Below are 15,584 nucleotides of genomic sequence, written 5' to 3'. Positions count from 1 at the left end.
ATGCCGGAGATCGTGAAGCGCGAGGAGCGGCCGTACGTCGCGTTGCGGGGGAAGGTCGCGATGGACGGGATCGGCGCGTTCGCCGATCGGATGGGCGAGGTGGTGTCCTGGCTGGCCGCGCACGAGGTCGCCCCGAACGACGCTCCGTTCTTCAAGTACGACGTCGTCGACATGGAAGCCGGGCTGGTGCTGGAGATCGGGTTCCCGGTCGACGACCTGCACCACGGCGAGGGGGAGATCGTCGCGGGCGTGCTCCCGGCCGGCCGGTACGTGAGCGCCACCCACCACGGCCACCCGGACGGCCTGCTCGGCGCGACCCGCGACCTGCTCGAGTGGGCGGCCGAGCAGGGCCTGGAGTGGGATGCCCACGGCAACAACTGGACGGCCCGGCTCGAGATCTACCGGTCCGACCCGCGCGAGGTCCCGGACATGAACGACTGGGAGACCGACCTCGAGTTCAAGCTCAAGGACTGAGCCCGCCGTTGCCCAACGTGCTCGCCGGGATCAGCCGGCTCGAGCCGGAACGGATCCGGCATGTCGCGTCCCCGCTGATCGAGCTCGGCTGCGCCCTGCACGTCCTGGCCGAGCCGCGCCACCACGGTCGGACCGAGTGGGCATGCGCCGTACCGCTGTCCGACGACCTGCGGGCCGAGCTCGCGCAGTGGACGTGGACTGTGCGGGCGGTCCGCTCACGCTGTTTCGCGACGAGTACGGCGACCGGCGTGCCGACCTGGCAGGACGAGTTGGAGGCCCTGCGGTCCCGCCGGCCCGAGGACCTGGCGGCCGACCTGATCCGTCCCCTTCGCGGCCTGCCGTCGAACAGTCGCGCCACTGACGCCGACGCCGTACTGCGCTGGGCCCGGAGCCGGGGCCGGCCCGTCGGCGCCCTCGTCGAGGCGCTGCTGACCGACCCGGCCGAACCGGTACGGCGGTTCCTCGACCTGCTCGACGCCTGCTGGTCGGAGTGGTTCGAGGAGGTGTGGGAGCAGTCCCGGGATGCGCTGGCCGCTCGCGGCCGGCAGGATCGCGACCTGGCGATCCGCGCCGGGGTGGCCGCGATGCTGTGCTCGCTGGACGGCGCGATCAGCGTGCGGGACAAGGACAGCCTGCTGGTCCAGAAAGTCCAGAACAAGCGCATCGACCTGGGTGAACGCTCGCTCCTGCTTGTCCCCAGCAACTACATCGCGCCGCACCTGTTCCTCGGCGAGGTGCCGGGGGAGCCGCTCACGATCATCTACCCGGCCGCCGATCGCGGTCCGGCCGTGCCCACGGCCCAGCAGGTCCGCGCCCGCCTGGAAGCCCTCGCCGCCCCGGATCGCCTCTTCGTCTGCCGGGCCGTGGCCAGCGAGCCCCGCACCGCCGGCGAGATCGCCGGCCTCTGGGGACTGCACCCGACGCAGGTCACCCGCCACCTCCGCGCCCTCACCCGAGCCGGCCTGGTCACCGCCGAACGCCAGGGCCGCTTCGTCGCCTACCGCCTGGACGAGGACGCCTTCCGCAACCTCGGCACCGACCTTCTGGACCTCGTGATGAGGTGACGAAGAAAGTGCGCGATTCGTTGCAACCAAACGGCACGTTCGCTGCATCTATCCAGTAGTCCGAGGCAACCTCTCGGGCCCGCTGGACACAGAGGGGGAAGAGCACCACCAGCAGCAACCGTCCTGGGCAGCGCCTGCCCAAATACCGGTATAGTCCGCAATCTCAAGAACGCAGCGCGATCTTGTCAGCGGCGTGGGGGGCAACACAGTGGATCGCAGTACAGACAAGGGCAGGGACGCGCGCCCGGAAAGCGCACCGGCGACCCGGGACGGGATGCCGGCGCGGCTGGACGCGCCCGTCCGGCTGCTGGTCGGCCCGGCCAACTTCGCGGGGCAGGGCACCAGATGGGCACGCGCGCTCGAGGAGCGGGCACCCGACACGTTGGCGACCTCGTTCGCGTTCTTCAGGGGAGTCCTCGACTACCCGGTCGACTACGGCGTCCCGGCGCGCACGTACCGGCGCCATCGTCGATGGCAGCTGAACTTCTACAACCATGTCGTGCGCAACTACACGCACGTGCTGATCGAGGCGGCGCGGCCGATCTTCGGTCCCTTGCACGGACCGGACGCGGCCGGCGACATCCAGCACCTGATCTCCAAGGGCTTGCACCTGGGGCTGATGGCGCACGGCTCCGATGTCCGCGTACCGAGCCGGCACGTCGAGCTCGAGCCGTGGTCGCCGTTCCCCGACCTCGAGGACGAGACCGTCGAACTGCTCGAGCGCAACGCGACCCGGGCTGTCGAGCTGTTCACGTCGTACCCGGGCCCGGTCTACGTCTCGACGCCTGACCTTCTGGACTACGTCCCGAACGCTGCGTGGTGCCCGGTGGTCGTCGACGTCGACACCTGGCGCAGCGACGCCCCGGTGCTCGCACACGAGAAGCCGGTGGTGGCCCACGCGCCCAGCAAGTCGGCCATGAAGGGCTCCGAGCTCATCGACCCGATCATGGAGCGCCTGGCCCAGCGGGGGCTCATCACCTACCGCCGGGTCGAGGGCGTCGATCCGGCGGACATGCCGGCCGTCTACCGCGACGCCGACATCGTCCTCGACCAGTTCCGCGTCGGCAGCTACGGCGTCGCCGCGTGCGAGGCCATGGCGGCGGGCCGGATAGTGGTGGGTCACATCGCCCAGCACGTCCGCGACCGCGTGGCCGCCGACACCGGGCTCGAGCTGCCCATCGTGGATGCGACGCCGGACACCGTCGAGCAGGTCGTGCTCGACCTCATCGCGCACCCGGAGCGGGCCCGCGCGGTCGCGGCGCGCGGGCCGGCCTTTGTCGAGCAGGTGCACGACGGCCGCCGGTCGGCCGAGACGCTCGCCGCGTTCGTGGAGCAGCCGAGCACGGTGCCGGCGGACTGGAAGCCGCCGTGGGTCCGGCCCAAGGTCGTCATGATGGCCGGCAACGAGATCGTCGTCGACGCCCGCGTGCTCAAGTACGCGCAGACAGTGGCCAACTGGGACCTCGACGTCACCTGCATCGGCATCCCCGGGCGCAGACTCAGGGGTATCCGCCGGCTCGGCAAGGTGCAGGTGTTGTGCCCGCCCATCCAGTCGAAGGTCCTGGTGACGGGCTGGCGCAAGCGGTGGGCAACCATCAAGGCCAACCTCAACCCGTGGTTCAGAACCGAGGCCGAGTACAAGCTGGCCTACGGCCGCTGGCAGTACGACAGCCGCGAGCTGCGCGCCGAGCGTGGCCGGGACCGCCGCGACCGCCAGCGCACCGGCGGCTCGTCCCGGCCGACCCTGCGGCCGGCCGTCGACCGGCTGCGGCGGGCGGTGACCTGGCGGACCTTGCGGCTGCGTCGCGCCATCCTGCACGCCCGCGCCTATCTCGTCCGGCGGGCCAAGCACCAGACGACCGACCTCACCGACCTGGGCATCGGCAAGCGGCGCGAGCGGCTGCTCGCTCTGCACCGCCGCCTGCCGTCGGGCCGCTGGCGGCGGGTGATGCCCGAGTTGGTCGACCAAGAGCTGACGCTGGGCCCGCTGCTGGACCGGATGCAGATCGAGGTCATCCACGTGCACGACGTGTTCATGCTCGGCATCGCGGCGCGCGCGGCGCACCGGGCGGCCCTGGATGGCCGCACGATCAAGATCATCTACGACGCCCACGAGTACATCCCGGGCGTGCCGGTGGTCGCCCCGCGCCGGGTCGCCGCATACAGCGACCTCGAGCGCGAGTTCATCCGCGACGCCGACCGCGTCATCACGGTGTCCGAGCCGTTGGCCCGCTGGCTGCACCGCGACCACAAGCTGGCCAGCATGCCCGACGTCGTCCTGAACGCGCCGGTCGAGCCGCCCGAGGACGCCGAGGTCACGGGTCTGCGCGAGCTGCTGCAACTGTCCGAGGACGTCCCGCTGCTGGTGTACGGCGGCGGCGTCAACCGCGCCCGCGGCGTCGGGACGGTCGTCGAGGCACTGCCCCAGCTGCCCGAGGTCCACCTCGCGATCGTTGCGCGGGCCAACTCCGTCACCGCGGAGTTGCTGACCCGCGCAGCCGAGCTGGGCGTGGGCGACCGCGTGCACCTGGCGCCGTTCGTCGACGCCGAGGTCGTGCCGCTGTACCTGCGCTCGGCCAGCATCGGCCTCAGCCCGCTGCTGCACGCGCCCAACCACGACATCGCGGTGACGAACAAGTTCTGCGAGTACATCGCCGCCGGACTGCCCATCATCACCAGCGACACCCCGGCCCAGGCCGACCTGGTGAACGAGCTCGACCTCGGCGCCGTCTACACCGCGGGCGACGTGGACAGCCTCGTCCAGGCGGTCTGGAACGTGCTCGCCGACCGCGACCGCATCGCCAAGCGCATCGCCGACGACCCCCGGCTGCTGCACCGGTTCTCCTGGGCCGCGCAGGCCGAGGTCATCCGGTCGGTGTACGCCGACGTCATGGGCGACAGGCTTCCCGAAGCCGCCTGGGCCCCCGGCGCCACCACCGTCCGCCAACTCTCGCCCGCCCCACCCGAACCCCCGCCGACCAAGTGGCACACCTACCGGGAGAACGCCTCGAAGGGAGCGACGACGGACGAGCGGGTGTAGCGGGGCGCGTGGGGTGGTTCAGGCGGCGGCTGGTTGGAGGAGGTTGCGTAGCGCTCGGGCGGCGGTGAAGCCGGCTCGGTTGGCGCCGATGGTGCTGGCTGAGGGGCCGTAGCCGATGAGGTGGATTCGGGGGTCCAGGACGGTTTGGGTGCCGTTCATGCGGATGCCGCCGGAGGGCTCACGGAGGTGGAGTGGGGCCAGGTGGGCCAGGTCGGCGCGGAAGCCGGTAGCCCAGAGGATGGTGTCGACGTGCAAGGCGCGGCCGCCGGGCCACTCGACGCCGTCCGGGGTGATGCGGGAGAAGATGGGCTGCCGCTCGTAGACGCCGCGCCGCAACGCGTCTTGTTCCTGCTCCCGGAGGTGCAGGCCGGTCACGCTGACCACGCTCCGCGGCGGCAGTCCCGCGCGTACCCGCTCCTCGACCTTGGCGACCACCTGCCGCCCGTACTCCGGGCTGAAGTCCTCACCCGTGCGCCATTCCGGCGGCCGACGCGTCACCCAGGTCGTGGTCGCGACCTCGGAGATCTCCGCCAGCAACTGCACCGCCGACGCGCCTCCACCGACCACGAGCACGTGCTGGCCGGCTAACTCCGAGGCGCCGCGATAGTCGGCCGTGTGCAGCTGCCGCCCGCGAAAGCTCTCGATCCCCGGATACCAGGGAATGAACGGCCGGTTCCACGTCCCGGTCGCGTTCACGATCGCCTCGGTCAGGTAAGTCTCCCCAGACGTCCGCACCTCGAACAGCGAGCCCGCCCGACGCACACTCGACACGACCACCGGCCGCAGCACCGGCAACGCGAACCGCTCCTCGTAATCCGCGAAGTACGCCGGCACAAACACGTTCGCCCGGTCGCCGTCGGCGCTGGGCGGCACCGACACCCCCGGCAGGCTTGCGATCCCGTGCACGTCCCGCATGGTCAGCGAGTCCCACCGATGCTGCCACGCCCCACCCGCCGCCGGATTCCGGTCCAGTACGACGACCTCGTCGTACGGCGTGAACCCGAGCCGCACCAAGTGGTAGGCAGCCGACAAGCCCGCCTGTCCCGCGCCGATCACGACAACCTTCACACCCAGACCAACACCCCGAACCCGACAGCTCTTCCCGGCCAGCTCCGAGGTTCGGGGCTTTGCCGGCTAGGCGGCGAGCTTGAGCGCGGCGACGATGTCGGCGCCGGTGGGCGCGTTGTCCGGGTCGATGAGCCACTGCATGACCAGACCGCCCAGGATCGCCTGGTAGAGCCCGCCGAGTAGGCGCCGCTCCTCGTCCCCGGTGGGTGAGCCGAAGAGATCCGCCAGCTCGCTTCGCGCGTACCGCTGGGAATCGGTGAGGAATGTGCGGAGTTGCTCCGCGCGGTCGATCTGCCCGACCAGCTCGTACTGCACTGTCCACATCGGACGGTCGGACCGCACCGAGGCGATGACGCCGTCCCAGACGGCGGCCGGGTCGCCGCCGGCAGCCATGGCCTCACTGAGTCGCGCGCCCCACTCACCGACGGCCTCGAACAGCGCCTGGCTGAGCAGCGCCTCTGTGGAGCCGAAGTGGTACCCGATCGCGGCCAGGCTCACGCCGGCGGTGGTCGCGACGTCGCGTGCCGTCGTCCGCGTGAAGCCCTTCTCGAACAAGCACTGTTTGGCGCCCTGGATCAGGGCTTCCCGGTTTCCCATGCCCACATCATACAGAGTTCTCAGACGATCGTCTTGCACAAGTGTCTAAGACCTGCGTACGATGTTTGCCATGACGATCAACGAGCAGCACTACCTCCGCATCGGCGGCGTCGAGCAGTGGATCCAGATCCGCGGCGAGAGCGCCGACAACCCCGTGCTCCTGGTCCTGCACGGCGGCCCGGGCTCGCCGTACGCGGTGTTCACGCCGCTGATCCGGTCCTGGGAGCGCGAATTCACCGTCGTCCAGTGGGATCGGCGCGGCTGCGGCAAGACTCGCGCGCGCGGCACCAAGCAGACAGCCCCGTTCGAGCGGCATCTCGAGGACGCGATCGAGGTCACCGAGTTCCTGCGGACCCATCTCGACAAGGACAAGATCGTCCTGATGGCCGGCTCGATGGGCACGATCATCGGCCTGCCGCTGGCGCAGCGCCGCCCGGACCTGTACTCCGCGCTGGTCACCACGGACCTGTACGCCGACATGCACCGCAACGAGGCCCTCGGCTACGCCCGCTGCCTGGAGCGCGTGACCGCGGCCGGCAACTCCAAGGCCGTCCGCGCCCTGAAGAAGATCGGCGCCGACCCGGCCGCCTGGGACCTCAAGGCGTGGCAGATCAAGATGAAGTGGACGATGGCCACCGACCCCGTCACGCCCAACGCCGTGAGCAAGCTGCTGTTCCCGCTGGCACTCAAGGGGGAGGTCTATAGCAAGCGGGAGGCGTGGCATCTGCTCGCCGGCTTCCTGGCCACCCAGAAGGCCATGTTCAGTGAGTACATGTCCTTCAACGCCTACGATCTGCCCGCCCGCTATGAGCTGCCGGTCTTCGTCTTCCAGGGCGCGGACGACGTGCTCACCCTGACCGACCTCGCGCAGGACTACGTCGCGCACATCGACGCGCCGCACAAGGAGATCGCGCTGATCGAGGACGCCAGCCACTTCGCAGCCTTCACTCAACCCGAGCGTTTCCGCGAGGCGCTGGTCAACCGGGTACTGCCGATGATTCAGTCCGGCGACGGCACCGCGGATGCGGCGAGGCGTGGTACGGACCTGGCTTGAATACTGGGCAGATGGACCTGACCGCGGCGTACGGCTTTCGGATGGACTGGATCGTCAGCTTTGTCGCGGTCGCCCACCACGGCGGCTTCTCGGCGGCCGCCAAGGCCGTCTTCCGCGGCCAGTCCCGGATCAGCGAGCACGTGGCCGACCTGGAGAAGGCCCTCGGCGTCCAGCTCTTCGACCGCACCGCTCACCCGGCCCGGCTCACGCCGGAAGGACGTGCGCTCCTCCCGCAGGCCGAGGAGATCCTGCGCCTCGTCCACAACATGTCCGCCGGTGGAGAGGTCCGGTTCGGCGCCTACCCGAGCGCGGCCGCCTGGCTGTTCCCCCAGGTCGTCCGCCGCCTCCCCGCCAACGTCAGGCTCCTGCTCGTCGAAGGACCCAGCGTCGACCTGGAGAGCGGTCTGGTCCGCGGCGACATCGACCTCGCCATCCGCCCGGTCCACCCGCTGGTCGCAGACGAGTCGCTCACCCACGAGGTGCTGTGGCGCGAGCCGCTGACCGCCGTGTTCCCTGAGAAGCACCCGCTCGCGGGCAGCCCGGCCGTCAGCCTGAAGCAACTCGCCGAGCTGCCGCTGATCTCGATCGGCGAGAGCGACGGGCCGCGGCAGTTCGAGTCGCACCTGGCGTTCGCGTCGGCGGGCCTGAGCCCCGAGTCCGCCTTCCGCACCAACCAGCCGCAGACGTTGCTCTCGCTGGTCCGGCACGGACTCGGCGTCGGCGTCACCAACGAGCTCGCGGTCACCACCGCGAATCTGGCCGGCGTCCGTCTGGTCCCGGTCGCCGACGCCGGCGTCGAGCGTCAGGTCGGCTTGTTCACCCGGCGGGACAGCCCGCCCTCGCCCGCGCTGGGCCAGGTGATCGACGCGGTCCGTGCTGTCAGCGGATGAACTGGTCCACGTAGTCCGCGCCTAGCCCATTCGCGCCGTAGTGGTCGCGGCAGAGCTGGATCTTGGTGAAGGTGTCCTCGTAGCCGGTCTGGTTGCCGGCGTCGTCGACGTAGATCATCGCGCCGGAGATGTTGAAGAACGTGATCATCTCGGTGCAGTCCTCCGGCACCCGCAGCGTGTGGATCTCACCCGGCGGCTCGTACACGAACGACCCGGTCTCGGCGACCCAGTCGTGCTCGTCGTACTGCCACTTGCCCTTGATCACGTAGCCGAACACGGCGCTCGGGTGCCGGTGCCGGGACACGATGCCCGACCGGGTCACCTTGAGCAGGTTGCACCACTGCCCGGTGATCGTGTTCAGCATCAGCGGCCGGAACCACACGTCCGGCGCCTGCGGCACCCACAACCGGTCGTCCTCGGGCACCGCCGGTACGGCGATCTCCGCGGGAACTCCTGCCGAAACAGGGATCATCGACGCTCCTTCACATGTTTTCGTAGGGAGTGGAGCCGTCAAGCATGGGCAGCGACCGCGCCGTCTTTCATGGCGTAGAGACTGTCGGTCCTGACTGATTGGGTTGATGACGTGTCCTGATACCGGCTGTGCCCCACTCCGACGCAGCGGGTAGCGTTGCTGGAGCATTGCGGCCACGCGCGGTACGTGTGGAACCTGGCGCTCGAGCAGTGGTCGATGTGGTCCCGTGACAGGGCACCGGCACCTGGCTTTGCTGAGCAGTGCCGGCAGTTGACCGCGGCGCGACTGACGTTCGGGTGGCTGCGGGCGGGGTCGCAGACTGTGCAGCAACAAGCGCTGCGAGATTTCGGACAGGCGGTCAGGAATTTCTACAGCGGCACCCATGGACGGCCGGCCTGGCGCAAGGCCGGGCTGCATGAGGGGTTCCGCATCGTCGGCTCCCAGGCGTCCCGGATCGTGAAGCTGAACCGGAAGTGGGGCGGCGTGCTGGTGCCCAAGGTCGGCTGGGTGCGGTTCCGGCTGACCCGACCTGTCCCCGCCGCGAGGTCGTACCGGGTCACCTGTGACCGGGTGGGTCGTTGGCATATCGCGTTCGCCGTGATCCCCCCGCCGATTCCCGCACCGGGGACGGGTGAGGTCGTCGGCGTGGACCGCGGCGTCGCTGTTTCGGCGGCCCTGTCCACTGGGGAGCTGCTGTCTTGTCCCGGTCCGTCGGCACATGAGCATGAGCGGCTGAAGCAGCTTCAGCGTCGCCTGTCGCGCTGCCGCCGTGGGTCGCGTCGCCGTCAACGGGTGAAGGCGGCGCTTGCCAAGCTGCACGCCCGGGTCGCCGACCGCCGCAAGGACTGGGTCGAGCAGGCCAGCACCGACCTGGCCAGGCGCTTCGACGTCATCCGCGTGAAGGACCTGCGGGTCGCTCGGATGACCAAGCGACCAAAACCCAAACCCGACCCCGTACAGCCCGGCGTCCATCTGCCGAACCGTCGCCGCGCCAAAGCCGGACTCAACCGCGGCATCCTTTCGAATGGCTGGGGCCTGCTCGTCCGGCGCCTCCAGCACAAGGCAGCGGGACGGGTCGAGAAGATCAACCCTGCGTACACGTCGCAAACCTGCAGCGTCTGCGGGCACCGCGCACCGGAGAACCGCGAGAGCCAATCGGTGTTCCGGTGCGTCGCCTGCAGGTATCGGGCGCACGCGGACGTGAACGCGGCAGTCAATATCGCGGCCGGACGGGCCGTCAGCGCACGCCGAGAGACGCCGGTACGGGTCTCGCCGAAGCGTGAACCTCAACACGCTACCTCCGCGTAGTAGTTGGAATCCCTACCGATTCCGGCGGGGAGGACGTCAAATGCTCTGGTAGCCGCCGTCTACAGCAAGGACGGCGCCGGTGACGAATCCCGCGTCCGGGCCCGCCAGGAAGGCGATCGCACCGGCGACCTCCTCCGGTCTGCCCCAGCGGGCCATCGGCGTACGGGAGATGATCCGGGCGGCCGCGTCCGGATCGGCTTGCAGGGCGGCGGTCAGGTCGGTGGCGATCCAGCCGGGCGCGACCGCGTTCACCCGGATGCCCTCGGCCGCCCAGGCGACCGCGAGCGACTTGGTGAGCTGCACGATCCCGCCCTTCGAAGCGCTGTACCCGGGGACCAGCGGCCCGCCGAAGTAGCTCAGCATCGAGGCGACGTTGACGATGCAGCCCCGGCTCGCGGCGAGCAGGTCGTGCGCGGCCTCGGCAGCCCGCATCGCGCCGGTGAGGTTGATCTCGACGACCTCCCGGAACACCTCGGGCCGGTGCTCGTGGCCGCGCCGGATGATGCCGGCCGCATTGACCAGTACGTCGAGCCGGTCGAGCGACCCGATCAGCTCCTCCAACGCATCCGGCGCGCGGAGGTCGAGCTCGTGCAGCTGAGCTGACCGCTGCAGCTCGGGAGACGCCTCCGCGACCTTCAACCCGGCGGCGACCACGGAAGCGCCGTCGAGGACGAGCCGGAGCGCGGTGGCCGCGCCGATACCGCTCGTACCTCCGATGACAAGCGCGGTCCGAGCCATGTCCGGCATCCTGCACCGCTGTCCAGGTCAGCACAACGAAGACCCGGACAGCGGATGCCCCCCATCCGCAGCCCGGGTCCCGTTCCTCAGGTCAGTCGCCACTCACGTCGATCCGGCGGTGGTACCGCTGTCCCGCCTTGCCGCCGATCACGGCCGCGAACAGCGTCACCAGCACGGCCGCGCCGACGGCGATCAGCCCGCCGGCGGTCATCGTCTCGTCGGTCAGCGGCAGGGACGGCAGGTCCACCCGGTCCAGCACGTCGTACTGCGAACCGGCCAGGGCACCGATCGCCGCGACGATCAAGGTGACCAGGAGGCCGATCAGCCAGACGCCGAAGCCCTGCCGGCCGCCGTCGAAGCGGGCGAGCCTGCCGGCGACGTACCCGCCGTTGTAGTAGGCGATCGCCAGGATCAGCAGCAGCACGCCGCCGGAGACGATGCCGATCGTGCCGGCCTCTGCCTCGGCCGCGTTCCAGTCGATCGTCACCGCGTAGTCGATGGCGGCGGCGACCGCGCCGACGATCCCGCTCAGCAGCGCGATCAGGCCGACCGCGACCAGCCAGCCGAAGAACGCGGCGCCACCTTTGAAGCCCCGGTACGCCGGGTCGACCTCGGTGGCCGGGACATCCGCCCGGTACAGCGGCTCGGTCGTGGTGACCTGCCGGTCGTCGTCATAGGGCTCGGCCGCGCCGAGCCGCTCAGCTTGCGTGTCCTCTCGATACTGCTGGGCCATGTCAGTTCTCCTCGCCAGACAGCCCCGTGTCGCACCTCCGGTACCCGTCGGAGGGCTGGCTAAGCGTGGCGAGGTGGTGACTGACCGCTAGTCGAGCAGGCGGTCGATCTTGTCGTGGTAGCGCTTGCCGGTCTTGCCGCCCAGGATGGCGGCCAGCAGCGTGAGTACGACGAGGGCCGCGGCGGCGATGATGCCCGCGGTCGTGATGCTGTCGGTGGACACCGCCACGTCCGGCCGGTTCACCTCGGAGACCAGGTCGTACTGGTTGTTCAGCAGCGCACCCGCCCCGGCCGCCAGCACGGAGAACAGGAACGCGAACATCCACACCCCGAACCCGTTCCGACCACCGTCGAAGCGGGCCAGCCGCCCGGCGACGTACCCGCCGCAGTAGAAGGCCAGGCACATCGTCAGTACGGCGATGGCCGCAGCCGTGATGCCCGCCGCGCCGGCCTGCGCCTCGGCGTCGGCCCGGGTGTAGTCGAGGACCTCCGCCGTACCCACGGCGGCCGCGGACACGGCCAGCGACAGCACGACCGACATCGCGATGGCGATCAGCCAGCCGAAGAACGCGGCGCCGAACTTGAAGCCGCGGTACGACAGCAGGTCGGGGTCGACGACCGGCTCGACCGGCAGTGGCCGGTCAGGAATGATCGTGACAGTGCTCATCGCCCGGTGGGCTGCCGCCCGCGCCTCCTCGTACTTCTGGGTCGTGTTCGCATCCGCATTCTCAGGCACCGGCGCCGCGGCGACAGGCTGCCTCATCGTGGCGGTCTCGCCGTACTGCTGGACCATTCCGCATCTCCTCACTGGTCAGCTCCGCGCGGGTCCTACCCACCGAGGCTGTTCCTACACAGCCGGAACGGCGGATTTAACCGGCCTCTGGCGCGGGCTCACTCACCGTCGCCGGGTATCGGCGGGGAGTGAAGACCAGAGGGCCGGCCGGGCGGGGCACGGTGCGGGTCTGTGACGACCCGATCACCAGCAAGCACCGCATGTCAACCGCTTCCGGGTCCAGTTCGGCGAGCGTGGTGACGGTGATCTCTTCTTCCGGACCGCCCACGTCGCGTCCGACGACGACCGGCGTACCGGGCGAACGGTGTTCGAGGAGCAGGTCGCGGGTGGCGGCGACCTGCCAGGTGCGGGACTTCGAGGCCGGGTTGTAGATCGCGATCGCCAGGTCGGCCGCGGCCGCAGCAGAGACTCGCCCGGCGATCACGTCCCACGGCTTCAGGCGGTCCGACAGCGACAGGACGCAGTAGTCGTGCCCGAGTGGCGCGCCGACCCGGCTGGCGACCGCCTGGGCCGCGGTCATCCCGGGCAGCACGCGTACGGCGATGTCGGCGTACTCGGGTTCGGACGCGACCTCCGTGACCGCGCTGGCCATCGCGAACACACCGGGATCACCGGACGACACCACGACCACCTTGGCGCCCTTGCGAGCCAGGTCGAGCGCGAAGGCGGCCCGCTCGGACTCCACCCGGTTGTCCGACCCGTGCTTGCGCTGACGGGCGCGGTCCGGCAGTCGGTCGACGTACGGGCCGTAGCCGATCAGGTCGTCGGCGCCGGCGATCGCCGCCCGCACTTCCGGCGTCATCCACTCCGGTCCGGCGGGTCCGAGACCGACGACGGTCACCGATCCCTCCGCCTCGGTCTTGGGGGTCGGGGCGGTGAAGGTGTTGTTGATCGGGCTCGGGAGCAGGGCGAGCGAGAAGTACGGCACGTCTGCCGGGTCCACGTCGGCCAGGGGAGCGGTGCGCTGCGCGTCGGTCGTCGCGCGTTCGACGTACCAGGCCTCGTCCTCGCGACCGGCGAGTTCGAAGGCCTCGCGCACGTTGGCGAACGTGCGGCCGAGCTTCATCACCGCGGCCGCGTCGGTGTTCCGCAGCCGGTCCGCCAGGACATCAGGCGGCAGCGTGCCGGGCAGCACGGTGAGGATCTCGTCCCGCTCACACAGCGGCCGACCGAGTACGGCGGCCGCCGCGCTCACCGAAGTGACGCCGGGAACCACCTCACACGGATACCGGTCGGCCAGCCGCTTGTGCATGTGCATATAGGACCCGTAGAACAGCGGATCCCCTTCAGCCAGTACGACGACGTCGCGGTCGGCATCGAGATGCGCCGCGAGCCGGGCAGCGCAGTCCGTGTAGAAGTCGTCCATCGCGCCCTGGTAGCCGCCCGGGTGGTCGGTCGTCTCCGTGGTCAGCGGGTAGACCAAGTGCTCCTCGATCTGCCCCTCGGTGAGGTACGGCGCCGCGACCGAGCGGGCGATGCTACGGCCGTGCCGCGCGCTGTGGAACGCGATCACGTCCGCCGCGCCGATCAGCCGGGCCGCCTTCACCGTCACCAGTTCGGGATCGCCCGGGCCGAGCCCGACGCCCCAGAGCCGCCCGCTCACTCCTCCTCGCTCGCGATCGCGTTGACTGCCGCCGCGGTGATCGCACTCCCGCCGCGACGACCTCGCACCACCAGGTACTCCAGCCCGAGGTCGTTCGCGGCCAGCGCGTCCTTGGACTCGGCTGCGCCGATGAACCCGACCGGGATGCCCAGGATCGCGGCCGGCCGGGGCGCGCCGTCCGCGATCAGCTCGAGCAGCCGGAACAGCGTGGTCGGAGCGTTGCCGATAGCAACAACAGCTCCGGCGAGGTGGTCGTGCCAGAGGTCGGCCGCGGCGGCGCTGCGGGTGGTCTGCAGGCGTTCGGCGAGCTCGACGGTCCGGGGGTCCTGGAGCGTGCAGATGACCTGGTTGTCCGCCGGCAGCCGCTTCCGGGTGATACCGGCCGCGACCATCTGGGCGTCACAGAGGATCGGCGCCCCGTCCTGCAGCGCGGCCCGCGCGTTCTTGACCACGTTGGGCGATGCCGCGAGGTCCGCAACCAGGTCGGTCATGCCGCACGCGTGAATCATCCGTACGGCGACCTGCGCCAGGTCGGCCGGGAGCCCGCCGAGCGCGTCCGCCGCCTCGGCCCGGATCGTCGCGAAGGACCGCCGGTAGATCTCGGCGCCGTCCTTCACGTACTCGAACCCACTCACATCCGCTCTCCGTCGATCGAATATCCGTTGCCTAGCGCAAGCACATCCACGAACTCACCGGACGGCTTCCCGCACCGTCGCGCACACCCGGACCAGTGCATCGGCCGCCCGTGCCGCGGCAGCCGCGGGGTCACCCGCCAGGCCTCCGCCCGGACGTCCGCGAGCGCCTTCGCGCACCCCGGCTGACCAGCACACGCTGTCACACCGTTCCACGGCGAGTCCGCCTTTGTGACCAACCCAACCTCCTCCAGCCGCGCCCCCTGATCCGCCGGCGCGACGAGGACCAGCGACCGCCAAGGCGTGACCCGGACCTGCTCGGCCATGTCGGCGACGACAACCGCCTGCTCCTGGCCGAGACTGCCCAGCGGAACCGTCACCACCAGGGCCGACCCGTGCCGCCCGGCGGTGATCACCGAGGATCCGGTGGTTTCCGTGTCGGACGGCAGCTCTTCGGTCGTCGGCAGTCCGAGGCGGTTCAGGATCCGGCGTCCTCCGTCGTCGAGCTCGGCGATCCGCCACTCCTGGCCGTCGCGCTCCGCCAGGAATGCCTCCGCCGCCGCGACCATCACCTCAGGTACCTCAGCCCAGCTGACCCGCACTGCGGAGCCACCCAGGCTCAGAAGGCCCCCGCGCTCGTCCACCGCGCGCACCAGCACATCCGCCTGCAACCCACTCAGATCCCCGCGCCCATCGTCCAGCGCGAACAGGAACCGCCCGGGCAACTCCGCAAGCCCCGGACGCGAGCACAAGGCCCGATCGACCGCGCTGACGAGCGGCAGTACGTCGTACGTGCCCTGGTCGTCCAGACCGGATAGCGGTGAAGCGAGGATGTTGCGCACGCGCTCGTGCGTGATCGACGGCAGCAGTCCAGCGTCGTACAACCGCTGGGACAGCTCCCGCGGACCGTCCTCCGTCAGCCCTCTGACCTGTACGTTCCCCCGCGAGGTCAGCTCGAGCCGTCCGTCACCCAGCTCACTCGCAGCCATCCGCAGCACCTGGAGCTGCGCAAGGCTCAGCACCCCACCCGGCACCCGCACCCGAGCCAGTCCTCCATCGGCCGCCTCATGTACTGCCAGCACCCCGGGGCACCGATCCGCCTCAGTCCTACGCATCCAC

Annotated in this window: 15 protein-coding genes; 6 read left to right on the top strand and 9 right to left on the bottom strand. The window is 70.3% G+C overall.

The features are described from left to right. The 3 genes from ACIBGM_RS31095 to ACIBGM_RS31085 all read left to right on the top strand — a co-directional run bounded on the left by ACIBGM_RS31095 (window position 1) and on the right by ACIBGM_RS31085 (window position 4,578). Window positions 1–474: a GyrI-like domain-containing protein gene (locus ACIBGM_RS31095; RefSeq protein ID WP_360533756.1), complete on the top strand. Its 474-nt coding sequence runs from the start codon at window positions 1–3 to the stop codon at window positions 472–474. A gap of 17 nt (window positions 475–491) precedes the next feature. Continuing rightward, entirely contained in the window at window positions 492–1,538 is a 1,047-nt protein-coding gene (locus ACIBGM_RS31090; protein WP_396387588.1) for a DUF5937 family protein, read from the top strand. Between the two features lie 208 nt (window positions 1,539–1,746). Next, window positions 1,747–4,578 carry a glycosyltransferase gene (locus ACIBGM_RS31085; protein WP_396387541.1) on the top strand — a complete coding sequence of 944 codons (2,832 nt, stop codon included), beginning with the start codon at window positions 1,747–1,749 and terminating at the stop codon, window positions 4,576–4,578. Window positions 4,579–4,596: 18 nt separating this feature from the next. Here ACIBGM_RS31085 and ACIBGM_RS31080 read toward each other — a convergent pair whose 3' ends face one another. Together ACIBGM_RS31080 and ACIBGM_RS31075 are read right to left on the bottom strand one after the other, a co-directional pair. Continuing rightward, entirely contained in the window at window positions 4,597–5,646 is a 1,050-nt protein-coding gene (locus ACIBGM_RS31080; RefSeq protein ID WP_396387540.1) for an FAD-dependent oxidoreductase, read from the bottom strand. A gap of 66 nt (window positions 5,647–5,712) precedes the next feature. Continuing rightward, window positions 5,713–6,243 (bottom strand): TetR/AcrR family transcriptional regulator, encoded by a 531-nt coding sequence (locus tag ACIBGM_RS31075; protein ID WP_396387539.1) that lies wholly within the window; start codon window positions 6,241–6,243, stop codon window positions 5,713–5,715. Window positions 6,244–6,313: 70 nt separating this feature from the next. Here ACIBGM_RS31075 and ACIBGM_RS31070 point away from each other — a divergent pair, with 70 nt between their 5' ends. Further along, on the top strand, window positions 6,314–7,297 hold the full coding sequence (locus ACIBGM_RS31070; RefSeq protein WP_396387538.1) for an alpha/beta fold hydrolase: 984 nt from the start codon (window positions 6,314–6,316) through the stop codon (window positions 7,295–7,297). Between the two features lie 11 nt (window positions 7,298–7,308). Then, window positions 7,309–8,187, top strand: a complete 879-nt coding sequence (locus ACIBGM_RS31065) for a LysR family transcriptional regulator (protein WP_396387537.1) — start codon at window positions 7,309–7,311, stop codon at window positions 8,185–8,187. Here ACIBGM_RS31065 and ACIBGM_RS31060 read toward each other — a convergent pair. Beyond that, window positions 8,177–8,659 carry a 2,4'-dihydroxyacetophenone dioxygenase family protein gene (locus ACIBGM_RS31060; protein WP_396387536.1) on the bottom strand — a complete coding sequence of 161 codons (483 nt, stop codon included), beginning with the start codon at window positions 8,657–8,659 and terminating at the stop codon, window positions 8,177–8,179. The two genes, ACIBGM_RS31065 and ACIBGM_RS31060, sit on opposite strands and share 11 nt — an antisense overlap. A 126-nt stretch (window positions 8,660–8,785) precedes the next feature. Between ACIBGM_RS31060 and ACIBGM_RS31055 the strand changes: the two genes are divergently transcribed. After that, complete coding sequence (locus ACIBGM_RS31055) at window positions 8,786–9,967, top strand: RNA-guided endonuclease InsQ/TnpB family protein (RefSeq protein ID WP_396387587.1); 1,182 nt, start codon at window positions 8,786–8,788, stop codon at window positions 9,965–9,967. Between the two features lie 36 nt (window positions 9,968–10,003). Here ACIBGM_RS31055 and ACIBGM_RS31050 read toward each other — a convergent pair whose 3' ends face one another. The 6 genes from ACIBGM_RS31050 to ACIBGM_RS31025 form a co-directional block, all read right to left on the bottom strand. Further along, on the bottom strand, window positions 10,004–10,705 hold the full coding sequence (locus ACIBGM_RS31050) for an SDR family oxidoreductase (protein WP_360533732.1): 702 nt from the start codon (window positions 10,703–10,705) through the stop codon (window positions 10,004–10,006). Between the two features lie 91 nt (window positions 10,706–10,796). Then, complete coding sequence (locus ACIBGM_RS31045) at window positions 10,797–11,438, bottom strand: hypothetical protein (RefSeq protein ID WP_360533729.1); 642 nt, start codon at window positions 11,436–11,438, stop codon at window positions 10,797–10,799. Window positions 11,439–11,525: 87 nt separating this feature from the next. Then, window positions 11,526–12,230 carry a hypothetical protein gene (locus ACIBGM_RS31040; RefSeq protein WP_360533726.1) on the bottom strand — a complete coding sequence of 235 codons (705 nt, stop codon included), beginning with the start codon at window positions 12,228–12,230 and terminating at the stop codon, window positions 11,526–11,528. Window positions 12,231–12,306: 76 nt separating this feature from the next. Further along, window positions 12,307–13,833, bottom strand: a complete 1,527-nt coding sequence (locus tag ACIBGM_RS31035) for a precorrin-2 C(20)-methyltransferase (protein ID WP_360533723.1) — start codon at window positions 13,831–13,833, stop codon at window positions 12,307–12,309. After that, window positions 13,830–14,468 (bottom strand): precorrin-8X methylmutase, encoded by a 639-nt coding sequence (locus tag ACIBGM_RS31030; RefSeq protein ID WP_396387535.1) that lies wholly within the window; start codon window positions 14,466–14,468, stop codon window positions 13,830–13,832. The genes ACIBGM_RS31035 and ACIBGM_RS31030 overlap by 4 nt, the downstream gene beginning before the upstream one ends. Further along, window positions 14,465–15,580 (bottom strand): precorrin-3B synthase, encoded by a 1,116-nt coding sequence (locus ACIBGM_RS31025; RefSeq protein WP_396387534.1) that lies wholly within the window; start codon window positions 15,578–15,580, stop codon window positions 14,465–14,467. The genes ACIBGM_RS31030 and ACIBGM_RS31025 overlap by 4 nt, the downstream gene beginning before the upstream one ends. Between the last annotated feature and the right edge of the window lie 4 nt (window positions 15,581–15,584).

Origin of the sequence: Kribbella sp. NPDC050470, assembly GCF_044458365.1 — a bacterium.
In the GTDB taxonomy this organism is placed as follows: domain Bacteria; phylum Actinomycetota; class Actinomycetes; order Propionibacteriales; family Kribbellaceae; genus Kribbella.
Note: the sequence above shows the minus strand (reverse complement) of the source record. Positions and strands in the feature narration are given on the sequence as shown.

Excerpts from the sequence above, each read along its gene's own strand:
- ACIBGM_RS31095 (WP_360533756.1), top strand. The coding sequence starts at position 1 with ATGCCGGAGATCGTGAAGCGCGAGGAGCGGCCGTACGTCGCGTTGCGG.
- ACIBGM_RS31075 (WP_396387539.1), bottom strand. The coding sequence starts at position 6,243 with ATGGGAAACCGGGAAGCCCTGATCCAGGGCGCCAAACAGTGCTTGTTC.
- ACIBGM_RS31070 (WP_396387538.1), top strand. The coding sequence starts at position 6,314 with ATGACGATCAACGAGCAGCACTACCTCCGCATCGGCGGCGTCGAGCAG.
- ACIBGM_RS31065 (WP_396387537.1), top strand. The coding sequence starts at position 7,309 with ATGGACCTGACCGCGGCGTACGGCTTTCGGATGGACTGGATCGTCAGC.
- ACIBGM_RS31060 (WP_396387536.1), bottom strand. The coding sequence starts at position 8,659 with ATGATCCCTGTTTCGGCAGGAGTTCCCGCGGAGATCGCCGTACCGGCG.
- ACIBGM_RS31050 (WP_360533732.1), bottom strand. The coding sequence starts at position 10,705 with ATGGCTCGGACCGCGCTTGTCATCGGAGGTACGAGCGGTATCGGCGCG.
- ACIBGM_RS31045 (WP_360533729.1), bottom strand. The coding sequence starts at position 11,438 with ATGGCCCAGCAGTATCGAGAGGACACGCAAGCTGAGCGGCTCGGCGCG.
- ACIBGM_RS31040 (WP_360533726.1), bottom strand. The coding sequence starts at position 12,230 with ATGGTCCAGCAGTACGGCGAGACCGCCACGATGAGGCAGCCTGTCGCC.
- ACIBGM_RS31025 (WP_396387534.1), bottom strand. The coding sequence starts at position 15,580 with ATGCGTAGGACTGAGGCGGATCGGTGCCCCGGGGTGCTGGCAGTACAT.